General features: G+C 69.9%; 23 protein-coding genes. 14 read left to right on the top strand and 9 right to left on the bottom strand.

Annotation, left to right across the window (positions count from 1 at the left end):
- Positions 1 to 408: 408 nt before the first annotated feature.
- The 5 genes from ACTWOL_RS32635 to ACTWOL_RS32655 all read left to right on the top strand — a co-directional run bounded on the left by ACTWOL_RS32635 (position 409) and on the right by ACTWOL_RS32655 (position 5,957).
- On the top strand, positions 409 to 2,184 hold the full coding sequence (locus ACTWOL_RS32635) for an ABC transporter ATP-binding protein (protein ID WP_474300466.1): 1,776 nt from the start codon (positions 409 to 411) through the stop codon (positions 2,182 to 2,184).
- Positions 2,185 to 2,589: 405 nt separating this feature from the next.
- Positions 2,590 to 2,946 (top strand): hypothetical protein, encoded by a 357-nt coding sequence (locus tag ACTWOL_RS32640; RefSeq protein WP_474300467.1) that lies wholly within the window; start codon positions 2,590 to 2,592, stop codon positions 2,944 to 2,946.
- Between the two features lie 313 nt (positions 2,947 to 3,259).
- The gene (locus tag ACTWOL_RS32645; protein WP_474300468.1) at positions 3,260 to 3,910 is read left to right on the top strand and encodes a TetR/AcrR family transcriptional regulator; all 651 of its coding nucleotides are present in this window, start codon (positions 3,260 to 3,262) and stop codon (positions 3,908 to 3,910) included.
- Positions 3,900 to 5,561, top strand: a complete 1,662-nt coding sequence (locus ACTWOL_RS32650) for an acyl-CoA dehydrogenase family protein (RefSeq protein ID WP_474300469.1) — start codon at positions 3,900 to 3,902, stop codon at positions 5,559 to 5,561. Before ACTWOL_RS32645 ends, ACTWOL_RS32650 begins: the two co-directional genes overlap by 11 nt.
- 105 nt (positions 5,562 to 5,666) lie before the next feature.
- The gene (locus ACTWOL_RS32655) at positions 5,667 to 5,957 is read left to right on the top strand and encodes a dsRBD fold-containing protein (RefSeq protein WP_474300470.1); all 291 of its coding nucleotides are present in this window, start codon (positions 5,667 to 5,669) and stop codon (positions 5,955 to 5,957) included.
- 12 nt (positions 5,958 to 5,969) lie between these two features.
- Here ACTWOL_RS32655 and ACTWOL_RS32660 read toward each other — a convergent pair whose 3' ends face one another.
- Both ACTWOL_RS32660 and ACTWOL_RS32665 read right to left on the bottom strand, forming a co-directional pair.
- Positions 5,970 to 6,431, bottom strand: coding sequence for a Crp/Fnr family transcriptional regulator (locus tag ACTWOL_RS32660; protein WP_474300471.1), 462 nt, complete (start codon positions 6,429 to 6,431; stop codon positions 5,970 to 5,972).
- 199 nt (positions 6,432 to 6,630) lie between these two features.
- Positions 6,631 to 7,125 (bottom strand): rho GDP-dissociation inhibitor, encoded by a 495-nt coding sequence (locus tag ACTWOL_RS32665; protein ID WP_474300472.1) that lies wholly within the window; start codon positions 7,123 to 7,125, stop codon positions 6,631 to 6,633.
- A gap of 142 nt (positions 7,126 to 7,267) precedes the next feature.
- Here ACTWOL_RS32665 and ACTWOL_RS32670 point away from each other — a divergent pair, with 142 nt between their 5' ends.
- From ACTWOL_RS32670 to ACTWOL_RS32680, 3 genes are all read left to right on the top strand, one after another.
- The gene (locus tag ACTWOL_RS32670; RefSeq protein ID WP_474300473.1) at positions 7,268 to 7,666 is read left to right on the top strand and encodes an STAS domain-containing protein; all 399 of its coding nucleotides are present in this window, start codon (positions 7,268 to 7,270) and stop codon (positions 7,664 to 7,666) included.
- A 12-nt stretch (positions 7,667 to 7,678) separates the two neighbouring features.
- On the top strand, positions 7,679 to 8,377 hold the full coding sequence (locus ACTWOL_RS32675) for an ATP-binding protein (RefSeq protein ID WP_474300474.1): 699 nt from the start codon (positions 7,679 to 7,681) through the stop codon (positions 8,375 to 8,377).
- Between the two features lie 156 nt (positions 8,378 to 8,533).
- Positions 8,534 to 11,473: a hybrid sensor histidine kinase/response regulator gene (locus tag ACTWOL_RS32680; RefSeq protein WP_474300475.1), complete on the top strand. Its 2,940-nt coding sequence runs from the start codon at positions 8,534 to 8,536 to the stop codon at positions 11,471 to 11,473.
- A gap of 441 nt (positions 11,474 to 11,914) precedes the next feature.
- On the opposite strand, the gene ACTWOL_RS32685 is transcribed toward ACTWOL_RS32680, so the two are convergent.
- Positions 11,915 to 14,263, bottom strand: a complete 2,349-nt coding sequence (locus ACTWOL_RS32685; protein ID WP_474300476.1) for a SpoIIE family protein phosphatase — start codon at positions 14,261 to 14,263, stop codon at positions 11,915 to 11,917.
- A gap of 50 nt (positions 14,264 to 14,313) precedes the next feature.
- The gene (locus ACTWOL_RS32690; RefSeq protein WP_474300477.1) at positions 14,314 to 14,724 is read right to left on the bottom strand and encodes a DUF6381 family protein; all 411 of its coding nucleotides are present in this window, start codon (positions 14,722 to 14,724) and stop codon (positions 14,314 to 14,316) included.
- A gap of 222 nt (positions 14,725 to 14,946) precedes the next feature.
- On the opposite strand from ACTWOL_RS32690, the gene ACTWOL_RS32695 reads away from it, so the two are divergent.
- Together ACTWOL_RS32695 and ACTWOL_RS32700 are read left to right on the top strand one after the other, a co-directional pair.
- Entirely contained in the window at positions 14,947 to 15,372 is a 426-nt protein-coding gene (locus tag ACTWOL_RS32695; RefSeq protein WP_474300478.1) for a CBS domain-containing protein, read from the top strand.
- A 111-nt stretch (positions 15,373 to 15,483) separates the two neighbouring features.
- Complete coding sequence (locus ACTWOL_RS32700) at positions 15,484 to 16,569, top strand: hypothetical protein (protein WP_474300479.1); 1,086 nt, start codon at positions 15,484 to 15,486, stop codon at positions 16,567 to 16,569.
- Between the two features lie 73 nt (positions 16,570 to 16,642).
- Here ACTWOL_RS32700 and ACTWOL_RS32705 read toward each other — a convergent pair whose 3' ends face one another.
- The 3 genes from ACTWOL_RS32705 to ACTWOL_RS32715 form a co-directional block, all read right to left on the bottom strand.
- Complete coding sequence (locus ACTWOL_RS32705; protein ID WP_474300480.1) at positions 16,643 to 17,644, bottom strand: RNA polymerase sigma factor SigF; 1,002 nt, start codon at positions 17,642 to 17,644, stop codon at positions 16,643 to 16,645.
- A gap of 176 nt (positions 17,645 to 17,820) precedes the next feature.
- Positions 17,821 to 18,015 carry a hypothetical protein gene (locus ACTWOL_RS32710; RefSeq protein WP_474300481.1) on the bottom strand — a complete coding sequence of 65 codons (195 nt, stop codon included), beginning with the start codon at positions 18,013 to 18,015 and terminating at the stop codon, positions 17,821 to 17,823.
- Positions 18,016 to 18,317: 302 nt separating this feature from the next.
- Positions 18,318 to 18,740 carry a DUF350 domain-containing protein gene (locus tag ACTWOL_RS32715; RefSeq protein ID WP_474300482.1) on the bottom strand — a complete coding sequence of 141 codons (423 nt, stop codon included), beginning with the start codon at positions 18,738 to 18,740 and terminating at the stop codon, positions 18,318 to 18,320.
- Between the two features lie 368 nt (positions 18,741 to 19,108).
- Between ACTWOL_RS32715 and ACTWOL_RS32720 the strand changes: the two genes are divergently transcribed.
- Together ACTWOL_RS32720 and ACTWOL_RS32725 are read left to right on the top strand one after the other, a co-directional pair.
- Positions 19,109 to 19,714 (top strand): hypothetical protein, encoded by a 606-nt coding sequence (locus tag ACTWOL_RS32720; RefSeq protein ID WP_474300483.1) that lies wholly within the window; start codon positions 19,109 to 19,111, stop codon positions 19,712 to 19,714.
- A gap of 619 nt (positions 19,715 to 20,333) precedes the next feature.
- Positions 20,334 to 21,470 carry an RICIN domain-containing protein gene (locus ACTWOL_RS32725; protein ID WP_474300484.1) on the top strand — a complete coding sequence of 379 codons (1,137 nt, stop codon included), beginning with the start codon at positions 20,334 to 20,336 and terminating at the stop codon, positions 21,468 to 21,470.
- A 155-nt stretch (positions 21,471 to 21,625) separates the two neighbouring features.
- Here ACTWOL_RS32725 and ACTWOL_RS32730 read toward each other — a convergent pair whose 3' ends face one another.
- The gene (locus ACTWOL_RS32730; RefSeq protein WP_474300485.1) at positions 21,626 to 24,529 is read right to left on the bottom strand and encodes an ATP-binding protein; all 2,904 of its coding nucleotides are present in this window, start codon (positions 24,527 to 24,529) and stop codon (positions 21,626 to 21,628) included.
- 221 nt (positions 24,530 to 24,750) lie between these two features.
- On the opposite strand from ACTWOL_RS32730, the gene ACTWOL_RS32735 reads away from it, so the two are divergent.
- Together ACTWOL_RS32735 and ACTWOL_RS32740 are read left to right on the top strand one after the other, a co-directional pair.
- A complete protein-coding gene (locus ACTWOL_RS32735) occupies positions 24,751 to 25,323 on the top strand; it encodes a hypothetical protein (RefSeq protein WP_474300486.1) in 573 nt (190 codons plus the stop codon).
- Positions 25,324 to 25,461: 138 nt separating this feature from the next.
- Complete coding sequence (locus ACTWOL_RS32740) at positions 25,462 to 26,088, top strand: DUF3885 domain-containing protein (protein WP_474300487.1); 627 nt, start codon at positions 25,462 to 25,464, stop codon at positions 26,086 to 26,088.
- Positions 26,089 to 26,496: 408 nt separating this feature from the next.
- Here the strand turns inward: ACTWOL_RS32740 and ACTWOL_RS32745 are convergent, their stop codons facing one another.
- Positions 26,497 to 26,703 carry a cold-shock protein gene (locus ACTWOL_RS32745; protein ID WP_474301304.1) on the bottom strand — a complete coding sequence of 69 codons (207 nt, stop codon included), beginning with the start codon at positions 26,701 to 26,703 and terminating at the stop codon, positions 26,497 to 26,499.
- Between the last annotated feature and the right edge of the window lie 106 nt (positions 26,704 to 26,809).

Consider the following 26,809-nt stretch of genomic DNA (forward strand, 5'->3'; position numbering starts at 1 on the left):
ACTTTCGGGCAGTCGGTGTCCCCGCCGGTCACCGGGGTGGCCGGCGTACCGGCGCAGGGCACTGGCCGGAGCGCCGGAGTAGTAGCCGCACCCTTGTGCGATATCGGGGCATTTGGGAAAAATGCTTGGACTTCATCAATGCCGTCGCGGGACACTGCGATTCCTGGCCCGCCCGTGCTCGCGCGTCGAAGCCGAAGTCGGCATCGACGCGGGATCAGCGGGAGCTCCGTGGACGTGCTCCGTATGCCGGAGGTCGACCCGGGCGAGGGCACTCGATCGAACCGAAGCTCCCCACGTACACCGCGGCCACGGCATCTCCCCGCAGGTGCGTGGTGAGCTGCCGTATGACAACGCGAGGTTGGGATGGGATTGGCTGAAGTGCGTCGCGTTCCGCCGCGCAGGGGCTCGGTGCTCCTCGCACTCCGGTACTACGGAAGGGAGTTGGCCCGGCTGCGGCTGCTGGCGGTGACCGGAATGCTGCTTCCGGCGCTGGGCAACATCGGCATCAATTACATCGCGCCGCTGGTCGTCGCGAAGCTTGTCGGCAGGATCGCCGGCGACACCGGTACGACCGTCGGCTCGACGGCGCCCTACGTGCTCGCCTTCGCCGGCGTCCTGCTGCTGTCCGAGACGCTGTGGCGCATCGGTCTGCACAGTCTGAACCGGCTTGACGCCCGGGGTATCGAGCACCTGTACGTGATCGGGATGGACGAGCTGTTCGCCAAGGACGCCGCGTTCTTCCACGACAACTTCGCCGGGTCGCTGACCAAGCGGGTCCTGAGCTTCGCGTCCCGGTTCGAGCAGTTCGTCGACACACTGACGTTCTCGGTCATGGGCAGCCTCGTGCCGCTCGTCTTCGGCTCGGTGGTGCTGTGGCACTACGAACCGCTGCTCGTCGTCGGACTCCTGACGATGATCGTGCTGACGGCGGTGTGCGTGACACCTCTCATCCGCAGACGCCAGGCGCTCGTCGGCCGGCGTGAAGAGGCGATCGCCCGGGTGTCGGGCCATGTCGCCGACAGCCTGACCAACATGGACACGGTCCGTGCGTTCGCGGCCGAGCGGCGCGAAGCCGCTGAGCACCGGTCCCGCGTCGCGGAGTCACGGCGGCTCTCGCTGGCGTCATGGGACTACGGAAATCTGCGCATCGACACACTGGTGGCGCCGATGTCCGTGGTGACCAGCGCGTTGGGTCTGCTGCTCGCGGTCACCCTCGGCGGGGGCGGGCACGGTGTGGAGGCGGTTGTCGTCGCCTTCACGTACTTCACCAACGCGACGCGGATCATGTTCGAGTTCAACCAGATCTACCGTCGTCTGGAGGGTGCGATGACGGAGGCCGCACAGTTCACCGAACTGCTGCTGACCCCGCCGAGTGTGCGTGACCCGGTGTCACCGGAGCCGCTGCGGTCCCGGTCCGCCGAAGTCACCTTCGAGCGGGTCACGTTCGCCCACAAAGGCGCTGAGCGGCTCTTCGAAGGCCTCGACCTCACCGTGCCAAGCGGGACGAAGATCGGTCTCGTGGGCCGGTCCGGCGGTGGGAAGACCACGCTCACCAGGCTGCTGCTGCGGATGACGGACATCGACGCCGGACGGATCCTCGTCGGCGGGCAGGACATCAGCCGGCTGCGCCAGGCGGACCTGCGGAGTCTGATCGCTTATGTGCCGCAGGACCCGGCGATGTTCCACCGCACGCTGCGGGACAACATCGCGTTCGCCAGGCCGGGTGCCACCGACGCCGAGATCCGCCGCGCGGCCGAGGCGGCGCATGTCGCGGAGTTCGCCGACGCCCTCCCGGAAGGTTACGACACCCTGGTGGGCGAGCGCGGTGTCAAACTGTCCGGCGGGCAGCGTCAGCGGGTGGCTCTCGCCAGGGCGATCCTGCGCGACGCCCCGATCCTGCTGCTCGACGAGGCGACCAGCGCCCTGGACTCCGAGAGCGAGATCCTCGTTCAGGAGGCGCTGTGGCGGCTCATGGCGGGGAGGACGGCACTCGTGGTGGCTCACCGGCTGAGCACGGTCGCGACCATGGACCGGCTCGTCGTCCTCGACCGCGGACGGATCGTCGAGCAGGGCACGCACCAGGAACTGCTCGACGCGGACGGTGCCTACGCGAAACTCTGGCAGCACCAGTCGGGAGGTTTCTTCGACGACAGCCACGCACGGGCCGACCTGCACCGCACCTGAACGGGGCGGTGGGGCAGGCCGGTCAGGGCCCCAGCCGGCCGGATGCGGTTCAACGCCTGACGGCCACTCCGTCAACGCCCTTGGGTTCGCCGGTACTTGGAGGCATCCTTGGGGCTGCCCAGGTTGGTGACGGGCCTCGCGCGCCTCATGTTCGGCAAGGTCCGAACGGTCGTCAGATTCCGGTCGACCGTTCTCGAGGGGCGGTCCATGGCGCTCCGGCGGCGTGAGGCGTGGCGTAGGGCAGCGGCAACACGTGAAGCGTGGACACCGTGACACCTCCGCACTCCGGGCGCCTGGCATAGAGGGGGCTGCCCGGGGCCTCGCGTTGGATTGACATCACCTCCAGGGGGGAGGAGGGTGGGAATTGTCCGAAAAGTCGCATTTTCAATAAATGCTCGGAGGTGTATGAGGATGCGCCGACGGATCGTTGCCGCAGTCTCAGCGGCGGCCGCGGGTCTCGCCCTTGCTGTCGTACCTGCCAGCGGGGCGCTCGCCAATGACGGCCGGGATTACCGCAGCTGCTCCAGTTGGGACGGCTATCGCTACTACTGCGATGACGGCTACTACTACGACGACTATGGCAACCGCGGCTCTTACGGCGACTTCGGCTTCTTCGACAACGACCATGGTCGCGGCGACTTCCGCTTCAACGACGATCACGGTCGGGGCGGAGACGGCTTCTTCGACAACGGCGGCCGAGGGGACAACGGCTTCGGCCATGACAATGGCTTCGGCGGCAACAACAGCCGGAACGGACGTTGACGGTTTCGGGGTCGCGCGCAACCGAGTGTGCGAAGCCTGAGACTTGATCGACCGGAAGTGGCCGACGCGGGCCCGGTTGCCGACCGGGCCCGCACGGCTTTCCGGCGCTTTCACGGCTTCTCCTGCCGTGGTCGGCGAAACGTGCCACGGGGAGTCGCCTGACCGGTCGATGAGCCGAGGTGATCGCCCCATCAGGGATAAAAGGTGCAAAATTCTTGTTTTGTTTTGGTTGTGGGGGAGTAAGTGATGCGGCGTCAGGGGTGAGCTGATGTGGACCCTGGCGTGAAGTGCTGAACGGTGGTTCACTCCTTCCATGGTCTACCGAAAGACTCCCGCGGTCCAGGACCGGCTGACAGCGGCCCGCGAGCGGCTCGTGGACGAAGCGATCGTCGTGGTCGCCGATGTGGGCTGGGCACAGGCGTCCGTGACCGCCGTCGCCGCGGCCGCGGGGATGTCGGTGGGCTCGGTGTACCAGCACTTCCCGTCGAAGGCGGCACTGGCCGTCGAGGTCTTCCGCCGGGCCGCCGGACGGGAGGCCGATGTGCTCGGCGCCGTGCTGCGCGAGGCGGGCGGAGACCCCCTCGAGCGTCTCACCCGCGCCGTGACCGTATTCGCCCGGCGTGCCCTGGACAGCCGCGGTGTGGCCTACGCCCTGCTGGCCGCACCGTCGGAACCCGCCGTCGAGGCCGAGCGGTTGGAGTTCCGCAGGCGCTACCGGAGCATGTTCGCCGAGGTGATCCGGGAGGGCGTCAAGGCCGGACAGCTCCCCGAGCAGGACGCGGAGGTCACCGCCGCGGCGCTCACGGGAGCGATTGGCGAGGTGCTGGTCGACCCCCTGTCCGGACCGGCCGAGGGAGCCGACGGCGACCGCCTGGTCGCCGAACTCGCCGCCATGTCCCTGCGCTGCGCCGGCGCCGTGCCCGCGCAGCAGTCCCACGAGCTGGAGGACCCGAATGCGCAGTGACCCCGTACGCACCCACGAGGTGACCAACCAGGCGCCCCCGCTCACGGGGCACGACGTGGCGGACGATCCCGTACTCCTGGAAGGTCTGCGCAACGAAGGCGCCGAATGGTACGAGGCCGATCTGCACCGCATCGGGCAACTCGCCGGCTCGGAGGAGGCGAGGCGCTGGGGCGACGAGGCCAACCGGTACGAGCCGGTGCTGCGCACCCACGACCGCTACGGCAACCGCATCGACGAGGTCGACTTCCACCCCTCCTACCACGCGCTCATGGACGTCGCGATCCGCGAAGGCCTCGGCGGTACGCCCTGGGCGGAGGACAAGCCGGGCGCACACGTGGCCCGCGCGGCCGGACTGATGGTCTGGGGCTTCGCCGACCAGAGCCATCTGTGCCCGGTGTCCATGACGTACGCCGTCGTCCCCGCCCTGCGGCACGCCCCCGAGCAGGCGGCGCGCTTCGAGCCGCTTCTGACGGGCAGGGTGTACGACCCGGGGCTGCGCGCTCCCGAGGGCAAGCGCGGACTGCTCGCCGGAATGGGCATGACCGAGAAACAGGGCGGCTCCGACGTACGCGCCAACACCACCACCGCGACCGCGCGGCCGGACGGGACCTGGCGGCTGCGCGGGCACAAATGGTTCACCAGCGCGCCGATGAACGACTTGTTCCTGGTGCTCGCGCAGGCGTCACCCTCCGACGGGCCCGGCGGACTGTCGTGCTTCCTCGTCCCCAGGGTGCTGCCCGACGGGAGCCGCAACACCTTCCGTATCCAGCGGCTCAAGGACAAACTCGGCAACCGCGGCAACGCCAGCAGCGAGCCGGAGTTCGACGACACCGTCGCCTGGCTCGTCGGCCCCGAGGGGCGCGGTGTGAGGACGATCATCGAGATGGTCACGATGACCCGGCTCGACTGCATCCTCAGCTCCGCCTCCGGTATGCGCACCGCCCTCACCCTCGCCGCGCACCATGTGAGCCACCGTTCGGCGTTCGGCGCGAGGCTCGTCGAGCAGCCGCTCATGCGCAATGTCCTCGCCGATCTCGCCGTCGAGTCCGAGGCCGCGACCACGCTCGCACTGCGTGTGGCGGGTGCCGTCGACCGGGCGCAGCGCGGTGACGGCCGGGAGCAGAGCTTCCTGCGCCTGGCCACGGCGGTCGCCAAGTACTGGGTGTGCAAGCGCCAGCCGACGATGGTCGCGGAGGCGCTGGAGTGCCTCGGCGGCAATGGCTTCGTCGAGGACTCGGGCATGCCGAGGCTCTACCGGGACGCTCCGCTCAACGGCATCTGGGAAGGCTCCGGCAATGTCAGCGCTCTCGATGTCCTGCGTGCCCTGACCCGCGAACCGGACTCGCTCGAGGCCTTCGCGGACGAGATCGCGCTTGCCGCCGGAGCGGACGCCCGGCTCGACGCGGCCTGGCGCGAGCTGCGCGAAGAGCTCGCCACGGCCGGCGACGCCCAGCTGCGCGCCCGATGGCTGGTGGAGCGGATGGCGCTGGTCCTGCAGGGATCGCTGCTGGTCCGGTACGCGCCGGCCGCCGTCGCCGACGCGTTCTGCGCCTCCCGGCTGGCCGGGTCCCACGGGCTCGCCTTCGGGACACTGCCGACCGGTGTCGACCGGGCGAGGATCATCGCCCGGGTGCCCGGCGCCCGGGACTGAGCCGCCCGGGGCGCGGACAGCGCCACGCCGGGGGATCCTGAGGTGAGGGAGCCCGCGGCGCGGCGCTGTCCGTGCCGGCGGGGTGCGGGTGAGGAGGTGTACGCCATGACGCGGAGGCTGGAGTGGCACGTCGGCCTGGTCCTCGTCGAGGAGGACGGTACGACGAGGGCCCAGGCGGTCCTGGACACCGGCACCACGACCTACACGGGGCAGGGGATCGCCCGGTGCAACCCCCAGGACGTGGACGTCCCGGCGATCGGTGACGAGCTCGCCGCGAGCCGGGCCATGAGGGACCTTGCGACGACGCTCATGCGCGTGGCGAACCACGACCTCGAGAGCGTCGGCGCCGGGCCGGAGAGCGGGGTGCCCTACGGCTGGCCCGAGGCTGCCACATAGTGCGGCCCCCCGTCAGTCGGTGATGCCGCTGCCGTAGGGGGCGTAGAGATCGAGCAGACGGATACGTGCCGCATGGAGCCGGTGGGCCAGGACCCTGCCCACCCACTGGCCTATCGCGGATCCGAGCGCCGGGTCGGCGTCCATCATCATGCGCACGGTCCGCGCGTCGAACTGCTGGGCACGGACGGGGGTCATCGCTTCGGCCCCCAGCTGCCACACGAACGGCGGGAACAGCCACGACCAGCCCACGAGTTCACCGAAGCCGAGATTCTCGATGACCGCCGGGCGGCGCCCCGGGACCGCCATGTGCAGGACGATCGTGCCGGACTTGATGATCCAGAAGCGGTCGGCGAGCCGGCCTTCCTCGAAGACGCGGTAGCCCTCGGGAAACTTGACGTCCTCGGCGATCTCCAGCAGCCGGGTACGGTGCTCGGCCGACAGGGCCGCTGTCAAACGGATGGAAGAGGTGGTCATCGCGGAGGCCTCCGTTCCGTGCCGGCTCCACTCCAGCGTCGCACGGCGGGTCGCCACCCGCGCCGCCAGCACGGGGAACCTCAGGAGCCGCCGCCCGCCCCACCTGCCATCGGACGGCATCCCGCTTGCCGTGCTCTGCCGCGCGTACACGAGGAGTTGACCGAGGCGAGGGCACGGCGCCACTACCCGAGCGGCCACCTCACTGGGGCCAGTCCTTCGTGATCTCGAGCCGGTACGTCTGACGGCCGAGCTCCCTGCCGCCGGCATCCACGAAGGTGCCCGTACACGCGTAGGTGTCACGCGCCAGATGTCCGGTCGGCAGGTGCACCGGCGGCAGGACCACCTCGTACGGACCACCGTGCCGGTAGTCGCCCAGATGGGTTTCCGTGTGCACCACGATCACCCCCTGGCGGGTGTGCTCGTCGATGAACTTGAGCCCCTCGAGATCCCCCCTGGACGGTACGCGGAACTCGAGGCGCAGCCGGAACTCCGCGCCCTCCCTGAGGCTGACGGGAACCTGCGACTCCTGCCCGCCGCCCCGGTCCTCCCGGTCCTCCCGGTCTTCCTGATCTTCCCGGTCCTCCCGGTCTTCCTGGTCTTCCCGGTCACGCGGCGGCACCGGCACGGGAACGTCGGGTCGCCCCTCCACCTGGATCGTCACGGCCAGCAGCTCGAAGTCACGGTGTGTATTCATCGGATACGCCAGCTTTCGCCGCTCATGAGAAGGAAGGCCCGGTGATTCAGCGTAGTCATCAGCCCGTGCCGGAAGCGGGGAGCCGGAGGCGGTGTCATAGTCGGGGGTGTCACCGGACCCCGGAGGACCAGGAGAACCGGACATGGTGTCAGCACGGGACGGCTTGCCGGACAGCATCGGCGACGGCGACCGGTTCGGCGTCGAGGTACGCCCCGGGCCGGAGGCGGGAATCGTCGTGGTCGTGGTCGAAGGCGAGCTCGACCACGACACGGCCGAGCCGCTGCGTATCGCCCTGGACGAGGGTGTCGCGGCGGGCGCGCGCCGCATTCTGGTCGACTGTTCCGAACTGCTGTTCTGTGACTCCACCGGGCTCAATGTGCTGCTGCGCGCCCGCCTCGCGGCGCGGGAGACGGGTGCCCGGATCGAGCTGGCGGCGCTGCGCCCGCAGGTCGCCCGGATGCTCGCCATCACCGGTGCCGGTGCGGTCTTCCCGCGGTACGCGAGTCTCGGCGAGGCTCTCGCGGAGCCGCGGCGGGAGTAGGCGGGAGCAACCGTGAGCGCGGCCCTTCCGGCGCAGGGACAGACCCGCAGACTCGTACTCTCCGGGACCCGGGGGGTGGTCGGCCGGTGCCGCGACTTCAGCCGCGCGGCGCTCGTGGACTGGGGGTGGCTCCCCGGCGCGGGCGACGACGCCGACCCCGGAGGGACCGGCGGCACCAGCGGCAAGGGCGGCGCAGGGAAGGCCGGCGGCACGACCGGCCTCGACGGCTTCGAGGGCGCCGGGGGGAACGCCGGGACCCGCACCGGCCACGAGCCCGGCGGACCCGGCGACGGCGTCCACGGCCATGGCGACCACGGCGGCAGCTTCGGTGACTACGACTACGACTTCGGCGACTACGACTTCGACGGCTGCGACGACGACTCCGACTTCGACGAGGCCGAGGAACGGCTGGCCGTCGCCGAGGACGTCCTGATGGTCGTCTCCGAGCTGGTCACCAATGCCTGTCTGCACGCCGGAGGCCCCCGGGAACTCGTACTGCACTGCACCCCCGAGCGGCTGCGCGTGGAAGTGAGCGACGCCAGCCCGGTCCCGCCCCGGCCTCGCCCGCACGCCGACCCGGCGAAGCCCGGCGGTCACGGACTGATCGTGCTGAGCCGTCTCGCCCGTGCGTGGGGCTCGGTGTCGCGCGCGGCAGGCAAGACGGTGTGGGCGGAGATCAGCGCGCCCAGCGCCCCCTGGGAGGGGACCTGAACCCATCCGGGGTGTCGCCCGGGGGAGTGCGTGCGAAAGTCGAGAGTGAAGACATGACGCCGAACGAGCGACTCGAGGTCGGCGATGAATGCATCCGGTCGTTCACGGGACCACCCTGAGAACCTCCCCGCGACCCAACCCCCGGACGGTGCCGCGGTGGATCCACGGCCACCGGCCGAACTGGGCGAAGAGGGTCTGCGTAAGCTTCTGGCGAGCCTCACGGCCGTGCGCGACGGCGACTTCTCCGCGCGGCTCCCCGACGACGCCGGCGGCATCATGGGTGAGATCGCCGGGGTCTACAACGGCATGGCCGACCAGCTCTCCCTCGTCACCTCCGAGGTCACCCGGGTGGCGCGGGAGGTCGGCGGTGAGGGACGGCTCGGCGGTCACGCCCGGGTGAGAGGCGTCGGCGGTGTCTGGCAGGAGCTCACCACCGGTGTCAACACGATGGCCGACAACCTCACCTCTCAGGTGCGGTCGATCGCCCAGGTCGCCACGGCCGTCGCCCGCGGTGACCTCACACAGAAGATCCGGGTCGACGCGCGCGGTGAGATCCAGGAACTCAAGGAGACCATCAACACGATGGTCGAACGGCTCTCCTCGTTCGCCGAGGAGGTCACCCGGGTGGCGCGCGACGTCGGCACCGAAGGCGATCTGGGCGGACAGGCGACCGTACGCGGAGTGTCCGGCACCTGGAAGGACCTCACCGACAACGTCAACTCCATGGCGACCAACCTGACCAATCAGGTCCGCAACATCGCCCAGGTCACCACGGCCGTCGCCCGTGGCGATCTGACCCGCAAGATCGACGTGGACGCCCGCGGCGAGATCCTGGAGCTCAAGACGACCATCAACACCATGGTCGACCAGCTGTCGTCGTTCGCCGCCGAGGTCACCCGGGTCGCCCGGGAGGTCGGCAGCGAGGGACGGCTCGGTGGCCAGGCCGAGGTGGAGGGAGTCTCCGGGACCTGGAAGCGGCTCACCGAGAACGTCAACGAGCTCGCAGGAAACCTCACCCGGCAGGTCCGCGCCATCGCCGAGGTGACCAGTGCCGTCGCCGAGGGCGATCTGACCCGCTCCATCACCGTCGAGGCCCCGGGAGAGGTCGGCGACCTCAAGGACAACATCAACGCGATGGTCGAGTCGCTGCGCGCCACCACCCGGGCCAACGAGGAACAGGACTGGCTCAAGACGAACCTCGCCCGGATCTCCGGACTGATGCAGTCCAGCAACGACCTCGACAGCGTCGCCGCGGTCATCATGAACGAGGTCCCGCCGCTGGTCTCCGCCCAGTACGGCGCGTTCTTCCTGGCCGAGGAAGTCTCCGGCGGCAGCGGCCCCGAGCTGGTCATGACCGCCGCCTACGGAGTCCCCGCCGTAGCGGCGGACGGGCAGCGGCCCGTACGCTTCCGGCTCGGTGAGTCCCTGGTCGGCCAGGCGGCGCTCAGCCGGCGCACCATCGCCGTCGACGAGCTGCCCCCCGGCTACGTCACGATCTCCTCCGGCCTTGGGTCCATCGCCCCGGGAGCGCTGATCGTGCTGCCCGTGGTGGTCGAGGACCAAGTGCTCGGCGCCGTGGAACTGGCCGCACTGCGGCCCTTCACCCGAACCCACCGGGACTTCCTGGACCAGTTCATCGAGACCGTGGGGGTCAATGTGAGCTCCCTCAACGCTCACGCCCGTACCGACGAACTGCTCGAGCAGTCCCAGCGGCTCACCGCCGAACTGCGCGCTCGGTCCCAGGAGTTGCAGGCACGTCAGGAAGAACTCCAGCGTTCCAACGCCGAACTCGCCGAGAAGGCCGCCCTGCTTGCCGACCGCAACCGGGACATCGAACGCAAGAACCTGGAGATCGAGCAGGGCCGCCAGGAACTGGAGGAGCGGGCCAAGCAGCTCTCGCGCACCTCGATGTACAAGTCCGAGTTCCTGGCCAACATGAGCCATGAGCTGCGTACCCCGCTCAACAGTCTGCTCATCCTGGCCCAGTTGCTCGCGCAGAACCCGGAAGGCAACCTGACGGAGAAACAGGTCGACTACGCCGAGGTCATCCATTCCGCCGGCTCCGACCTGCTGCAGCTGATCAACGACATCCTCGATCTCTCCAAGGTCGAGGCGGGCAAGATGGACGTCCACCGTGAGCCCTTCCCGCTGCACCGGCTGCTGGAATACGTCGAGATGACCTTCCGGCCGCTGGCGAGCGAGCGCAGCCTCGAGTTCGGCATCGTCACGGCGGACGACGTGCCCGACGACATCACCACCGACGAGACACGGCTGCGGCAGGTCCTGCGCAATCTGCTCTCCAACGCCCTGAAGTTCACCGAGACCGGCAGCGTCGAACTCCGGGTGGAGAACGCCACCGACGCCGAGGTCCCCTCCGCCCTGCGCGGACTCTCGGTCATCGCCTTCCGGGTCAAGGACACCGGGGTCGGTATCGCTCCCGAGCATCTGGACTCGATCTTCGGAGCGTTCCAGCAGGGCGCGGTGACCACCGGGCGGCGCTACGGAGGCACCGGGCTCGGACTGTCCATCAGCCGCGAACTCGCCCAGCTCCTCAGCGGGGTGATCGTCGCGGAGAGCAAGGTCGGCGAAGGCAGCGTCTTCACCTTCTACGTGCCCGTCGGCGGCGAGGTGCCCGATCAGCCGCCGCCGGGGCTCGCCACCCGCGGATCCACCGGCGGCGGGATCACCGGCACCCAGCAGCGCGCGGTGAAGGGCGGCTCCCTGACCGGCCGCACCGTGCTGATCATCGACGACGACGTGCGCAACGTCTACGCGCTCACCGAGATCCTCGAGGCGGAGGGCATGCGGGTGCTGACGGCCGACGACGGGCGCTCGGGGATCGACCTGCTCACCGCACACCCTGACGTGGATCTGATCGTGATGGACGTGATGATGTCCGGGATGGACGGCTACAGCGCCACCGCGGCGATCAGGAAGCTGCCCAGATTCGCTTCCGTGCCGGTGATCGTGGTCACCGCGAAGGCGATGCCGGGCGACCGGGCCAAGAGCCTCGCGGCGGGGGCCAACGACTACATCACCAAGCCGGTCGACGCGTATGACCTGGTGGCCCGGATACGCAAGTGGCTCCAGCGCTAGGGGGCTTCTGATGGATCTCCGCGGCGTCGCGACGCCCGGCCCGCCCCCACGGCCTTACGGCGTGGGAGGTACCCCCACTCGCCGCACCGGCCGAAAGACCAAGTACGTCCCGTACGAGGGCTTCCAACCGGCACCCCGAGAGCACGCACCGGACGCCGCTCCTTCCTCCACGGAGATCCATCAGAAACCCCCTAGTGCTGTGGCCGGATAGGTTTGCCGGGAAGCTTGCGGCGTCCGGTGCGGTGTATCGCAAGGCGGTGGGGGTACCCCCGGCCGGAGGCTGGGGGAGGTCGCCCTTGTACTGGATGTACTCGGGTGACTCGACAACGCAGCGAGGCGCCGTGTAGGGCGCCTCGAGCCGGTGAACCTATCCGGTCACGGCACTAGCCGACCAGACCCCCGTCGCACTCCTGCCGCGACCCGGCAGCCGCCCCGGCCGGTTCAGGAAACCCGTACGGCCACCAGGCTCGTGTCGTCGTCTGTGTCACCGGTGACGGACCCCAGCAACTGGTCCGCGTGCGCGTCCAGGGCCCCAGGGCCGAGTCGCTCCGCCGCGAGGCGCAGACCGGCGAGGCTCTCGTCGAGGCCCGTGTGCCGGCGCTCCACGAGTCCGTCCGTGTAGAGCACCAGGGTGTCCCCAGGCGCGAGGGGCGTCACACACTCCGTGTACCGCGCGGACGTCATGGCACCCAGCAGGATGTTGCGCGGCGGATCGAGGAAGCGCCCCTGGCCGTCGCGGAGCAGCAGCAACGGAAGATGTCCCGCGCTGGCCCAGTGCAGCGACCGGTCGGTGGGGTCGTAGAGGGCGCACACCGCAGTGGCGGTCGGATGCCCTTGGGTGCTCATGGTGACCTCGTTGAGCAGGGCCATCAGCCGCGCCGGCGAGTAGCCGGTGAACGCCAGTCCGCGCAGTGCGTTGCGCAGCGAGACCATGCCGGTCACCGAGTCGATGCCGTGGCCCGCGATGTCGCCGACGGCGACCAGTACCCGGCCGTCCGGCAGCGGCAGCACGTCGTACCAGTCGCCGCCGACCCGGACCTCCTCGGCCGCCGGCCGGTAGCGGGCCGCGACCTCGAGCCCGGGCAGCTGCTGCAGCACCGGTACCTCGGGGACGATCGCCTGCTGCAGCTGCAGCACCAGCTGGTGACGGAGCGCCGCCTGCTTCTGGGTCGCGGTGAGCTGGTCGAAGGTCGCGCTCAGGGCGATCTCGGCGTGGTGCTGGGCCGAGACGTCCTGGTACACCCCCGTGATCCCGGTCAGCACACCGCCCGTCAGCAGGGGTTCGGCGGCGATCCGGACATGGCGCAGCCCGCCGTCCGCGCGTACCGCGCGCACGACCGTGTGGCCGCCCCGTTGGTGCTCGGTGAGTTCGCCGAGCAGCTCGCTGAGCTTTCCGGCCTCGTCCCGGTGCAGCTGGGGGGCGAGGCGGAGCAGCGGGACCGGGGGAGTGCCGGGATCGACGCCGAAGATCCGGTACGCCTGCTCGCTCCACCGGGACGTCCCGGCGATCAGGTCGTCCTCGAACCCGGCGAGGTTCTCCAGCCGGCCGAGCACCCGGCTCAGTGACATCGCCGGGTCCGTGGCGCCGTGCCAGAGGACGACGCATCTGTCGGGGCTCACCGGCAGCACCCGCACATCGTGGAGCGGGTCGGGGTCACCGGCCCGGTGCTGTGTGGGCAGACGTGCCGCACGCTGCGGCGCCGCGGTCTCCCGGGCCTGCCCGGCCAGCCGCGCGACGTCCGCCTCGATCGCCGGGAACACCTGCGCCAGGGGCCGGCCGGCCGTTCCCGGCACCCTGCCCGCCCAGTCGAGCGCAGGTCTGTTGAGGTGCTCGATGTGCAGGGCGCCGGTCGCGGGCTCGGCGCGCAGGGCCATGCCCGGATGTGTCAGCTGGTCGAGCAGCGAGGCCAGGACGACGGGGGCGGCGGGTCCGGCATCCGCGGCGTCCAGGATGCGCGCTGCCGGGACCGCGAGGGCCGTGAGCGCGCGCCGCATCGCCTCGTCCAGCTCGCGGGGCCCCGGCCAGTCGGCGACGGCCAGTCCGGTCACACTGCCGCGCCGACGCAGCGGGAGCACGGCGCGGGCGCCGTCGGCGGCGGAGCCGGGGAGCCGTTCGCCCGCGGGCGGGCCGGACGGGAGCCATACGGGGGCCGCCTCGGCGAGCGCGTGATGCATCGGGCTGTTGGTTCCAGGGGGCACCCACCGCCAGTGTGCGGCCTCCAGGGGGCTCACCCCTGCCCGCCCGGTCAGCTCCAGACAGTCCGTCTCCGTACGCCGGAACAGCCACAGACCGCGCACGCCGAGCGGGCGCAGCCCGCCTTCCAGGAGGGTCTCGGCCACATCGTCGACGGAGCCGCCCGTCTCCGCCGTGGCGTCGACGGCGGCTTCGGTCCGCAGGGCCCGGCGCCCCCGCTCGCTGTCGCTCTCGTCGTCCCCGGCATCCCCGGCATCTCCGACACCCCGTACGTCGATCTCCGGGTCCTGGCCGCCGGCCGCGGTCCGCGCCGTGTCCGCGCCCCGTAGGCCCACCGTGCCCGAGGCGCCGTTGACGACGTCCGTGGCGAGGTCGTCGAGCGAGACTCCGGTGGACTCGGCGAGCCGGACGAGATGGTCCATTGCGTCGGCGGGGGAGAGGGACAGCTGCGCGACCAGGACGCCCGATGCCAGGTCGTGCAGATGACGGCGTGCGAGATCGCGGCGCAGCGTCGCCAGTTCGGCGGTGAGCTGCGTGACCGCGGTGGCCAGCCGGCCGGGCTCCGGTTCGTCCCGCCCGTTGTCGGGCATGGTCATGTCGTCTCCAGCCTGGACCCAGCCTGGACGAACCGGATTTTACCCGTGTGTCAGGCGCCGCGCTTCCGGTCCGGATGCCCGTCCGGGGCCCTGCGCGGACCGCGAGCACGCGGGTCGTGCGGGTCACGGGAGGCGCGGGGTTCCCGTGGTGTACGCGGGTCGTGCGCGGTGTGCGGGCCATGAGCCGGGGGCGCGGTGTGCGGGCCGCGGCTCGCGGGCGCCTCGTTCTCGGCGTGGGTGTGGGCGTGGGCGTGGGTGTCGTGCGCGGCGCGCGGATCAAGGGCGGCGGCGGTGCGGGCGCGGTCCGCGTCGCCTTCGCACTGCGAGCGCAGCCGTTCCGCCTTGCGGCGCAGCCGCGCCCGGTGCTCGGGATCGGTGCAACGGTCGGCGCCGCGGGAGAGCTCCTCGGCCATCACCCGGAGTTCCTCGGGCGTCCTGACGGGTTCACCTGATGTGGTCATGGCTCCTCCTTTCGGGGCCATGAGCCAGGCAAACACGCCGCGGTCACCCCCGCATTTCCTTCGATCACTCATGGTCACGCACCCGGCGCCCACCTGCGCGTCTTCCGTTATCGACGGTCTCGGCGCCGTCGAGAGGCAGCCCCGTGGACCCGGCCGCCTCCGGCGGTGTGGCCGGGCGCAGCGTGGGCAGACGCGGTATGCGGGTGAAGGGAGAGGGGCGTCATGACGCGACTGGTGAAGGACGTGATGACGAGTGGGGTGCTGGCCCTGTCCCCCGAAGCGACGGTCGTCGAGGCCGCGCGGCTGATGCGGGACATGGACGTCGGGGACGTGATCGTCGCGGCCGGTGAACAGCTGCTCGGGATACTGACGGACCGTGACATCACCGTCCGCTCCGTGGCGATGGGCCACGATCCCCACAGGATGCCGGTCCGCGCGGTGTGCACTCCTGACGTGAGGACCGTCGGCCCCGGACAGGACACGGCGGAGGCCGCTGAGCTGATGCGCTGCCACAGGGTGCGCAGGCTGGCGGTGGTCGAGGAGGGTCACCCGCTCGGGGTCCTCACCCTCGGAGACCTCGCCAGGGCCGACGATCCCCGGTCCGCGCTCGCGGACATCAGTGCGGCACCGCCGAACAGCGGTGCATGACCCGAGTGGGATTCTGCCGCCGAATGGGGCAGGGAGGACGCTCCGCGCGATGCCCGTGCGAGGACCGTGGTACGTGTCCAGGGGTCTCCTGAACGCGATCAAAGGGAAGCCATGCGCGCGACAGCGATCTCCGTGGCAGCCGCAGTCGGAGCGGTCGCCGTACTGGCCGTGCCGCCGGCCGTGGCCGCACCGTCGCATGTTCCTTTCGGCAGCCCGGCAACAGGCTCCGGCGGCCGGGCGGTCACCGTGCGCGCCGCCCCGGAACCGGATCCCTACCAGCCCGCGCTCGACATCCGGGTGGTCGACGCTCCCGTCCCCGGCCGGGCGCCGGACCCGCGGGCGGCGGGCCGGATCGTCGACCACCTCAAGCCGGGTGCGACCCTCGAGCACCAGGTCGAGGTCTCCAACAACACCACGGAGCGCCGCGAGGTCGAGCTCTATGCCGCCGCGGCGCAGATCAGGAGCAACCGCTTCGTCCGTGGCGCCGGCCGTACGGCGAACGAACTGACCGGCTGGGTCAGTGTCACTCCGGCCACCCTGACGCTCACCCCCGGTCAGAAGCTGCGGACGAAGGTCAAGGTGGTCGTTCCGCCGAAGGCCGCGACCGGCGAGCGGTACGCGATGATCTGGGTCCAGGGCAAGGCGCCGGCGGGTGCTCCCCAGGGGCAGACGGCTCCCGACCGGACAGGCGTCCGTATGTACGTGAACGTGGGTGCCGGCGCGGAACCGCCCTCCTCCCTCCGGGTCGGTGTCTACCGCGTCCACAGGACCGAGGCCGGCCTGCCCGTCCTGACCGCGCAGGTGCGCAACACCGGGGGACGGGCGCTCGACCTGAGCGGTTCGCTGGAGCTGACGGGGGCTCCTGGCCTGCTGAGCGCGGGGCCCTTCCCGATCAGGTCCGGCACGACCCTCCCACCAGGGGGGATCGGCACGGTTTCGGCGGGTCTCGACCCGCTGCTGCCCGACGGCCCCTGGGACGTCACCCTCAGCCTGGACGGGGGAAAGGCTCAGCAACGCGTCTCCGCGCCGCTGAGCCTGCCGCGCAACCGTGACGGCTGGCTGGCCGAGCTGGGCCGCATTCCGGACCCCGCGACGTGGTACGCGGGCGCCGCCGTGCTCGTCCTGGCCGCGGGTGTGGGCTCCTTCGCCCTCGGGTTGCGCAGGGCGCAGCGGGGCAAGCCGCCGCAGCAGTCATGACGGCTCCCCGGCCCGTGCGTCGCGCCGGCCGGGGAGGGGAGCGGGTGGAGCCGAGCAGGTGCCGGGCGCCTGTTCATGTGCCCGGCACCTGCTCCTCACGTCTTAACGACCGCGGCTCCGCGCGGGGCTCGTCCCCATGTGGATGCCCCTCGGCCGGCTCCGCCGGCTCGGACACCAGGGTCATCACCGCCTCGGACGCACCGTCGTCCGCCAGCAGCCCGTCCCGCAGCTTCGTCAGCACCCGTGCGAGCAGCCGGGACACATGCATCTGCGAGACCCCGAGCCGTGCACCGATCTCCGACTGCGTCAGATCATCGACGAACCGCAGTGACAGGATCGTGCGCTCACGCTCGGGAAGTCCGGCGATCAACGGCTTCAGGCACTCCAGACACTCGACGATGTCCAGAGCCGGGTCCTCGGCGCCCAGTCTGCGGGCGAGCGGGCTGACCGTCTCGTCGTCCTCGAGCGGTTCGATGGAGTGGGCCGCATAGCCGTTGGCGGCCATCTCGCCCTCCAGGACCTCCTCTTCGGTGATCCCGAGCCGGTCCGCGAGCTGTGCCGTGGTCGGGGCCCGACCGAGCTCCTGCTCCAGCGTGTCGAAGGCCTTGGCCAGGTCCAGCCGCAGCTCCTGGAGCCGCCTGGGCACCCGGACCGCCCAGCTCGTGTCACGGAAGAACCGCTTGATCTCGCCGACGATCGTGGGCAGCGCGAACGAGGCGAACTCGACCTCGCGCTCGACGTCGAAGCGATTGATCGCCTTGATCAGGCCGACGGTGCCGACCTGCATGATGTCTTCCATCGGCTCGCAGCGGCCACGGAACCGCCCGGCGGCGAACCGTACGAGGCTGAGGTTGAGTTCCACCAGTGTGTTGCGGACGTACGAGTACGGCGCCGAGCCCTCGTCCAGCGCCTGCAGACGCCGGAACAGGGTGATCGACAGGGACTTCGCGTCCGCTGTGCTGAGGGTCCGGGGGTCCGGTATATCGGGGAGACCCTCATATGCGTCCGGTGCCGCCGACCGCTCCGGCCGGGCGGCACGGACGTCGCTGTCTCGGGTCAGGAGTGAGGTGGACATGAGGCTCCTTCGACCGCGCATGGCCCGCGTCGCCGAATGCGGCGCGACCGTCGGTCGAGTTCCACCGTCCTCATACCCATTTGTCCCGCTCTGACCCTCTTCGTCTCTCGCGCCGGCCGGCCATGGATGCGTAGCGTGAGGGATGTCAACTGTGCGTGTGTGCCCGGTTCTTGCGGTCAGGGCAGGTAGCGCTCCAGCGCCGCGGCGCCTTTCTCCTGGATCTCCTTGCGGGCGCGCTCGATGTTCGCCGGCGTGCATTCGCGGCCGGACGCCATCACCAGATCCTCGGGATCGAAGGGGCGTTCCGATCCGGTCCAGATCCGCATCGGCGCCCTCTTGGGCTCCGGCTCTTCGTTTTTGTCCTGCGTCATCTGTGCCTCCGGGCGTGTCCCGTCTCGATTGGCTGAGTACCAGCATCACGCCGTATCGCGCGAAACGCAGCCCGGACGTATGTGTGGATACGTTGTGCGTACGGACGACGACAGACGATGACCGAGCGCGGCAGACGACGACGGGCCTGACGGCGACGGGCCTGACGGCGACGGGCCGGAGTGTCGCGGACTTCGCGACGCTCCGGCCCGTCGGTGGCGCGAGGTCTTCACGCGCCAAGCGGTCGGTGCCCGGTGCCCGGCCCAGGTCCGGGGGACCTTGAGCCGGTGGGAACGCGGACGGTTCAGGCGATCGAAGCCGAGACGATCGCCGCCACCGCCAGATTGCACGAGGCGGTCACCCACACCGCCGGGTGCGGCTCCGCCTCGACCAGCGTCGCCCCCAGCTTGCCCGGAGTGACCAGGTCGACGATCAGGAACGCCACGGCCATCAGCACCAGGCCCAGCACCCCGAACGCGGCAGTGGACACAAGGCCCTTGCCGAAGTCCTCGTAGGTCGTCCAGATCGAGGTGAAGACGATCCCGCCGATGCCGAGCAGGGCCGAGCTCAGTAGGACGGCCGCATTGCGATTGCGCTCCTCCCAGATCTGCCGGCCGAGCTTGCCGGGCGTCAGCAGGTCCACCAGGACGATGCCGAGGATCAGCAGCACGACGCCGAGGGCACCGTAAGCGGTGGCCCGGCCGAGTCCGTTGACTATGTCGGTCATGGGGAAGCGCGTCTCCGTGTCTGGAATTCGATCGCGGTCAAGGCGCGGCAAAATGTATCGCATGCCCCGGTGGGGAACGAGCGGTCAGGGTCCCTGGACGAGCAAGCCGTTCGTCGGACGGGGCAGGTCAGGCTCCGGACGCATTCAACGGCATCGGCACATGTTGGGCGACGGCGGGCAGTGGCCGTACGACATGACGTGATCAACCGGGCTGTGCATATGAGAACGAGTCAAAGTCCTCAGAAGCGGCACCAAAGCCGCCTCGATCGCACAAGTATTCCCTTGTGCCCGGATCGACCGACCGGGCACACCAACGGGAGGAAACCACTGTGCGAATCACACGTCCCTTAGGAGTGCTGGCCGCGGCGTTGACGGTCGTGACCGCGACCGCGGCCGCAGCACCGGCAGCCGACGTCCCCCGTGTGCCCCCGGTCGGTGAGGCGCACGCCGCGGCCGCGGCAGGCTTCGACGAGAAGGGCTCCACGGTCGTCCACTGGGGGATGGACGACTCCGGTGACGAGTGGCGGAGCAAGACGCTCGACGCCTCCATACCGGCGAACAACGACCCGGTGAACTTCGCGCCCGAGGGCGTCGAACTGCCGAAGACGGCCGGCAAGAACGCGGCGGCTGCCGGCTGGATCTGCTCGACCTGGGCCAGGCCCACGGTCAAGAACGGCAACTACCTCGCCTCGTCCAGCCACGAGGTGTGCTCGGGCAGCTTCCTGTACCACTACACACGCGGGCAGTTCCTGCGCTCGTCCTGGTCCGGTCCACGTGCCTACACCGGCTGGTCGAACAGCCAGTTCGTGTACTCGCCGAACGAGGTCAACGACACGATCTGGACGATCGGCTGCCCGGGCGGCGGTACGTACAACTACAACCTGCAGGTCCAGACGCACCTGGTGGACACCCGCGGGGACCATGGAGGACCCTACGAAGTGGGCAAGTACGTCCGTGCGGCCTGCGGGACCTGATCGGAGAAGTCCATGCTCGTGACCCTGGACCGGCTGCTCGCGGCACTGGCCGACCGCATCGCCCCAGCCGCGGACTCCGGATCGTTCTCCCACCCGGCGCCGCGGCCGTCGGCCTGGCGACCGGCGACATGGGCCGAGAGGTACCGGCACGGTTTCAGGCGCCGGGAACAGCGCCGCTGCCAGGGGCTCCGCCTCCCGACGGCGCGCCCTTTGGGCCCTGACGACCGAATGCCCTGAGAGAGCAGGCACGGCAGAGGGTGCGGGGCGTGCCTGTGCGCCCCGCACCCCACAGTCGGGAACCACGCCAACAGCCGCCGTACCGGCCGGCGTTCGGTCGGTGTTCTGCCGGCACTCGGCCGGCCTTTCCCAGCGCCTCACCCGGTGATCCTCCTCAGCCCTCGACCCGGCAGTCGTCCGTCCGTACACGCGGAAACCCTCCTTCAGTTGACGGATGTAACTCCACGCGAACGCCCATACGTTGACGACGCTGCCGACAGCGACACAGCCGGGGGCGGGCACCTGCACCGCCGCCGGGCCCCGATGCCGCCGCGGCACGGGGGCCGTCATCGTCATGCGGCCCTCCCCACAGGCAAGAGCTTTCGAGGAGAACGGAACAGCCATGCTCATCGAGCTGACCCCTCACCGGCCAGGGCGGCGGACCAAGGCCGCAATCGCCGTCACCGTCGCCGCGTTCGTCACCTCGGTGTCCCCGCTCACGGCCACAACGGCCCACGCAGACACCTCCGCCACCGCGGGTCTGTCCCTGTCGCCTCGCCTGATCTCCTCCGACGGCCTTGCGCCGTCGTTGGACCTGGCGAAGGACTCGCCCGACTACGGGACGGAGATCGTCATCAACAAGCTGCCGATGGCGAACTGGACCTTCCTGCCCAACGGCGACGGGAGCTTCCTGATCCGCAACGACAGAACGAACAAGTGCCTCGACTTCAACACCGACAACAACCACCTCGTCGAGCCGGTGTACTGCGACAAGACGAACAGCAAGCAGAACTGGTACCTGCAGCCGTCCGGCGGCAATGACGGCTACTACCTGATCCGCAACGTCAACAACGACAAGTGCATGGACGTGTTCGGGGGCGGCAACGCCGACGGCACGGTGGTGGGCCTGTACGACTGCCACGGCGGCGGCAACCAGGAGTGGATCGTCGGTCCGACGCCCAGCCCTGGTGCCACGGGTCCCACCCTCGCGGAGATGGCCACCGCCTATGCCCTCAAGCAGTGCAGCAACGGCGCCCGCGTCGTCGCGTCGTGCGCTTACGAGATCACGGGCGACAGCGTGGCATCCGTGGGGAACCTGAAGCGGGTCAGCTCCAACGTGTGGAACAACAGCACCGACAACGCGGATCGGACCATCACCTGGACCCAGACCACGTCCCAGACCAACACGGTGGGCGCCTCCATCACCGTCACCAGCGAGGTCGGGGTCAACGTCGAGTTCGTGACGGCCAAGGTCAGCACGGCCATCAGCGCACGCTACGAGCACTCCTGGACCCAGACCGACACCGTGAGCGACGCCAACAAGATAACCGTGAAGCCGAACAACTACAGCTGGGCGATGCGGGGCCAGCTGATGAAGACGGTGACGGGGAACTGGACGTTCACCAACGACCTCGGTGACAAGTGGTCCGGCGACGGCACCGCCACCGTCCCCGCCGTCGACGGCACCGACGGCCACAGCAGTGACCTGGTGCTGTGCACGAGCGACAGCACCGCCCGGGAGTGCGTCGACAACCGATGAGATGAGGGGCGCGGAGCACCCCACCGCGTGATCCGGAAGCGTTCCGCACGATGATCCGACGGCAGGGCGTCGGACGGTTCCCCGGCCTCCGCCCACGGAGCCGGGGAACCGCGCACCGCCCGTTCCGGGGCTGCCCGTCCCGGGACGCCGACAGGTCACCCCCCGGACGGCGACCGCCCGGACCGCTGCCTGCGGGTGACCTCCGCGGCGATCTCGACCCGCGAGGCCATCGCCAGCTTTCTGAGGATGCTGGACACATGGGTGCTGACGGTGCTTCGGGCGATGGAGAGCCGGGCCGCGATCTCGGGATTGGAGCACCCTTCGGCCACGTGCTCCGCCACCAGGCGTTCGGTGTGGGTGAGCGCTTCCCAGCCGTCACGAGCGCCGCCGCGCGTCCGGTGCGAGCCCCGGCGGACGGCGACCGCTCGCAGCCGGGACGTCGCCTGGGCCACGTCCCAGACCGCCCCCAATCGCGTGAACGTGTCGAGTGCCTGATCGAGCAGGACGCGGGCGTCGTCCAACCGCCCCGTGCGGGCCAGCATCTCCGCCGCGTCGGTGCAGGCCTGAGCCGCGTTGAGCGGCCGTGGAGCACGGAGGTAGCAGCGGACCGCTTCCATGAGCAGATCGGGGTCGCCGTGCAGCAGACCCTGACAGCGGTAGGAGTCACCGAGGTGATAGAGGCCTCCGCTGCAGTCGGCCCTCCGCTGCGCGGCGGCGGCGTACCGCTGTGCGCTCGCGCGGTCCCCCTCGGCCAGGGCGAGGCGGACCAGATCGGGTGTCAGAAAGCTCAGGATCAGCCGGCCCGGCAGATTGCCCACACCCTGGTCGAACGCCTTGGCGAGCCGCGAGTAGGCGCTACGGGCGTCACCCTGTGCCTCGTTCACGAGGGCGTTCGCGCACAGCGGCAGGTACTCGTAGAACGCGGCGACCGTCGCGTTGCCGAACTCGGGCTGCACGGAGGTCAGAAGTGCTTCGGCGCGGGGGAGCCGCCCCCGGTGCACGGCGATCACCGCCGCCACCGCCCGCAGCGCCCGGCTCATCGCCACCTGGCCCGCGCCGTCGAGGCCCGCTTCGATCTCCGCCAGCGCATCGTCCCAGCGCCCCGTGTGGAACGCGAGCAGCGCGCACGACAGGTGGTACCAGGGCGGGTACACCCCGCCGATCTGCTCCGCCGGTCCTCGCACCGCCGCGAGAGTCTGCCGGGCGTCGTGGCCCAGGTCGAGATCGACGTAGTAGTTGACCAGGGCGAGTTGCAGCCCCATCCACTGCGCCGGGTGCATGGTGTCGGGTGTCAGGCGCGACGCCTGGCGCGCAAGTTCGACCGCTTCGGCGTCGGGCGTTTCGACGAACCGCCTCGCTGCCAGTACGTGCAGGGAGCTGGCCAGGGCGGAACCGTCACCGGCCTCCTCCGCGGCGCGCCGGGTGCGTGAGGCGACCGCGGCGGCTTCGGTGAGGTCACCGAGCGCGAACAGGCACACGGCGCCGAACGCCTGGAATTGAATCTTCTCGACCTCCCCGACGCTCGTGCTCCGGTAACCGTCCCGCGCTTCCGCGAGCGCCAGGTCGGGTCGGCCGCGGGTGAACGCGGCCTGAATGACGACCCAGCGCATCAGGGTCTCCTGCCCGGGTTCGGCCGCCTGGGCCAGGGCGCGGCGGGCGCTTTCCTCCGCCTCGGCGAGGTGACCGCAGGCGAGTTGCGCGAGGGCGCGGTGCACACGCAGGGGTGCGTACCCGGCATCCGCCGGGTCCGCGAGTTCCAGCGCCGTGGTCAGCAGCCGCAGAGCGATGTCCGGCGCCCGCGTGGTGAGCCGCGGCGAGGCTCCTTCGAGCCACTTGATCAGGAAGTCCGGGTTCGGCACCCCTTCGAGCATGAGCAGGTGCTCGGCCACGCGCTCGGGAGCGGCACCCGTCTCGGCGAGCCACTGCGCCGCTCTCATGTGCAGCATCGTCCTCACCGACCCCGGAACGGCGTCGTACAGGGCGTTGCGGACGAACTCATGGCGGAAGCGAAGGCCTTGACCGGTGTCCCTGAGCACCCCGGACGCCTCGGCCTCCGCCATGACGGCGAGCAGGTCGTGTACGGGAATGTCCACGACCGCCGCGAGTTCGGCGGTGGTGCTGCGGGCGCCCAGTACGGAGACGACACGCAGCACCTGCAGCACGTCCTCGCGCAGATACCGAAGCCGGTGCGTCACCAGCGCGGTCAGCGGCGGCAGCGGGATCCCGTCGGGGATGTCCGCCTGGGCCTCGCCGGTCTTGATGGCGTGCTCACGTCTCAGCGCGGCGACCAGCTCCGTGATGTAGAGCGGATTGCCGGCGGCTTGCTCGGCCATGCGCCGCAGCCGCGGGCCCGCCTCCTGACCGCACAGGTCCGCCAGCAGGCCGGCCACGGCCGTCGCGTCGAGTGGTGCCAGCTCCAGCAGCGTGCGGTCGCCTGCGAGGGGACTCTGGGACAGCCGGCCGGCCTCCCCCGCTCCGGGAGCGGGCCGGTGGGCGCCCACCAGCAGCAGCGGCAGCTGGCGCACCGAACGCGCCAGCTTCTGCAGCACGGTCACGCTTTCCGGGTCCGCCCACTGGAGGTCGTCGAGGAAGAGCGCGAGGGGCCCTTGCGCGCACATGTCCTCGACGAGCGCGAGGATCGCCTCGATCGTCGCGGAGTACGCCCCCTCCGCCTCGCTCCTGACACCCGGGAGTCCGTAGCGGGCATCGCCACGCAGCACCTCCGCGGCCCGGGCCCGCCGTGCGTCCGAGGGAGACGCCTCCAGCCTCAGGCAACTGGAGATGAAGGCGAACGGCCATGGCTGCTCCAGCTTCTGGGCACTCTCGCGCAACACCCGTATGCCCATGCGCTCCGCGGCCACCGCGGCCCGCTCCAGCACCGCGGTCTTCCCGAGCCCGGCCTCCGCCACGACGAATCCGGCCTGCCCCTCGCCCCGGAGCGCGGACTCCGCCAACCTGGCCAACTGAGCCAATTCCGCCGCACGACCCGGAAGATCACCTTTGAAAGGAGTCATAACCCCGCCTCGCCGCCATGCAATGACAGGTGCTTCATAGCACATGTCTTGGATTCACCCGGGCGTATGACCGTCAGATGGACAAGTCCCCGGTGGGGCGCGGCTCTTGGGGCGCGTGAGAGCGTGGCGGGCGGTGGCCGTCACCCGGGTCGGGTTGGACAGTCCGGGTGCGGGCGGCGGCGCCGAGTCAGGACCGGGGCGGCGCGAGCCTCGACCTCGAACAGCACATCAGGCGTGGCCAGGCTCGCGACTCCGATGAGGTTTGCGTGGGCGGTTTCGTGCCCCATCCCTCCTGCACGGCCCCGGCGATCGGCCCGAGCTTGCTGACGTCATGGTTCACTGGCTGTTCCGAGGAGCCGATCTACCAGTTCCGGCGCGATGTCACGCGGCTGGCAGGACCCCCGAGCCTTCTAGACGTGACAGGGGTGAACGTTCTAGCCCAAGCCGCCGGCATAGCGAGCTTCTGGATCCGCAAGGGCATCGCCGACCGCGTCGAGGTACTCCACGGGCAACGCCTGGTCCTTGCCATCTCACGGTTCGACGTCCACGTGCTCGATGATCCGCTCGGGCCGGACACCTACCAGGTCCGAACGGTGGACCATCAGCACGCCTTGATCGCCCTCAACCATGCGGCCCAGCTACGAGACGCGTTGGTCATCGCCCACGAGCAGTTGCTGTTCCGGAGAACGTCGGCTGCAGTGGAGATTCACAGAGGCCGGTCCACCGTTGCGCTTGTCACCCAGGGAGACCAGGGTCGGGTGTTCGCCAAGCGTCTGCCCGGACCATGGGTCCGCAAGGTGTGGGGGGACGCTGACGCTGGGCCGGCTTCTCCTCCGTGACCGTCACGACATGCATCGCCAAAACCTTGACCAGCGTCGACAAATGCGACGGACTTGAGCGAACTTCGTCCAGCGCGACTGGACGGGTTACACCAGCAGCCGGCGAAGCGACGGCGAGGAAGTCGGTTTCTCTCGCGGGTGAGCGTCGGCATCATGGTCATCGGTGGCTTCATATGCGAGAGGACGGTGCGGCGGGTGGCTGGAGGCGAACAGGCGGATTTGACGGAGCTGTGGCAGGAGCGTTGGCCCAGTTGCCCTCCGGTTGGGTACAGGCTCCGTGACCCGTATCGGGATGTCTGGGTTCGTTTTCACAGCTTGCCGGAGTCGAAGCGGTACGCGGAGGACGAGAGCGAGCACACTGTTGTCCTGGAGCGTTACAACACCGTTCTCGATGAGTTGTTCGCTGGTGCGGACGTGTATGTGATCATTCCGCTCTGGACGACCGAAGCCGAGGTTCCGTCATCGCAACCCGTCACGGGGTATTGGCAGAGTCTGCTGGTGCAGGACCATCCTGACCCTGAGTTCCGCACGTACTGCCATCTCTTCGCCGTCCCCCGGCCCTGGCGGCGTGGCTGCATCGACGAGTTGCTCCGCGACATCGCCGACGACAAGGTGGCGGGAGTCCTTGTCACTGACACTCGCATGCAGCGCATCCACTACCCCTACGACGGTGGCGCCGACGTTTTCCTCGCCACGTCGGAGGAACGGGACCGGATGCGCGATCGGCATGCCGACTGGCTTTCCAGTCATCCCTCGGGTCTCTGACCGGCTCGGATTGCCGCCCCGCTCAGAATCGTCTCACCGTAGCCACTCGACCATGACGTCTCACCTGGCCACGCGGTGCGGATCCGCCCGGGCTTGGTCTCCTTCTTGTAGTGGGCGGGGCGGCTGAAGGCCTCCTCGGTGGCGAGGACGCCGGGCAGCAGCTTCGTGACCGGGCCGACCACGATGCTTACGCTCTACTCCGCGACAGGGAGGAAGGGGTCGTCGTGCAACGCTTTGCGGGACAAGACGATCTGGCTACGGAGCCTGTCGTGGCCGAGTAGCGAGTCGGCGAACCTCGCTGAGCGCTGCGCTGGAAAGAGTTCCCAAGGTCTGGACGTCCAATCCAGGTCTTGACGATTGTTACCGCTGGCAGCCGACATACTTCGAGTGCCCGTCGCTCTTGGTGTCTTATTCGCCGAGGACGACTTGTTCGGCCTGTGGTCCTTTGGGGCCTTGGGTCACTTGGTATTCGACGTGCTGGCCTTCGCGGAGTTCCTTGTAGCCGGTGGTCTGGATAGCGGAGAAGTGGACGAAGACGTCGGGGCCGCCGTCGTCCTGCTGGATGAACCCGAAGCCTTTGTCCGGGTTGAACCATTTCACCGTGCCGGTCGCCATCGTTTCTGGTCCCTTACGTGTCTGCTGCGGCGCGCGGTCGGGCGTGCCGGCCGATGCCGGTAGGCGCGGCGGTTGCACTCTGCCTGATGTGGTCCGGCCTGGTGTT

It is taken from the genome of Micromonospora sp. IBHARD003 (assembly GCF_056106285.1).

Coding starts and splice junctions, on each gene's coding strand:
- ACTWOL_RS32640 (WP_474300467.1), top strand. CDS start 2,590: ATGAGGATGCGCCGACGGATCGTTGCCGCAGTCTCAGCGGCGGCCGCG.
- ACTWOL_RS32645 (WP_474300468.1), top strand. CDS start 3,260: ATGGTCTACCGAAAGACTCCCGCGGTCCAGGACCGGCTGACAGCGGCC.
- ACTWOL_RS32650 (WP_474300469.1), top strand. CDS start 3,900: ATGCGCAGTGACCCCGTACGCACCCACGAGGTGACCAACCAGGCGCCC.
- ACTWOL_RS32655 (WP_474300470.1), top strand. CDS start 5,667: ATGACGCGGAGGCTGGAGTGGCACGTCGGCCTGGTCCTCGTCGAGGAG.
- ACTWOL_RS32660 (WP_474300471.1), bottom strand. CDS start 6,431: ATGACCACCTCTTCCATCCGTTTGACAGCGGCCCTGTCGGCCGAGCAC.
- ACTWOL_RS32665 (WP_474300472.1), bottom strand. CDS start 7,125: ATGAATACACACCGTGACTTCGAGCTGCTGGCCGTGACGATCCAGGTG.
- ACTWOL_RS32670 (WP_474300473.1), top strand. CDS start 7,268: ATGGTGTCAGCACGGGACGGCTTGCCGGACAGCATCGGCGACGGCGAC.
- ACTWOL_RS32685 (WP_474300476.1), bottom strand. CDS start 14,263: ATGACCATGCCCGACAACGGGCGGGACGAACCGGAGCCCGGCCGGCTG.
- ACTWOL_RS32690 (WP_474300477.1), bottom strand. CDS start 14,724: ATGACCACATCAGGTGAACCCGTCAGGACGCCCGAGGAACTCCGGGTG.
- ACTWOL_RS32695 (WP_474300478.1), top strand. CDS start 14,947: ATGACGCGACTGGTGAAGGACGTGATGACGAGTGGGGTGCTGGCCCTG.
- ACTWOL_RS32700 (WP_474300479.1), top strand. CDS start 15,484: ATGCGCGCGACAGCGATCTCCGTGGCAGCCGCAGTCGGAGCGGTCGCC.
- ACTWOL_RS32705 (WP_474300480.1), bottom strand. CDS start 17,644: ATGTCCACCTCACTCCTGACCCGAGACAGCGACGTCCGTGCCGCCCGG.
- ACTWOL_RS32710 (WP_474300481.1), bottom strand. CDS start 18,015: ATGACGCAGGACAAAAACGAAGAGCCGGAGCCCAAGAGGGCGCCGATG.
- ACTWOL_RS32715 (WP_474300482.1), bottom strand. CDS start 18,740: ATGACCGACATAGTCAACGGACTCGGCCGGGCCACCGCTTACGGTGCC.
- ACTWOL_RS32725 (WP_474300484.1), top strand. CDS start 20,334: ATGCTCATCGAGCTGACCCCTCACCGGCCAGGGCGGCGGACCAAGGCC.
- ACTWOL_RS32730 (WP_474300485.1), bottom strand. CDS start 24,529: ATGTGCTATGAAGCACCTGTCATTGCATGGCGGCGAGGCGGGGTTATG.
- ACTWOL_RS32745 (WP_474301304.1), bottom strand. CDS start 26,703: ATGGCGACCGGCACGGTGAAATGGTTCAACCCGGACAAAGGCTTCGGG.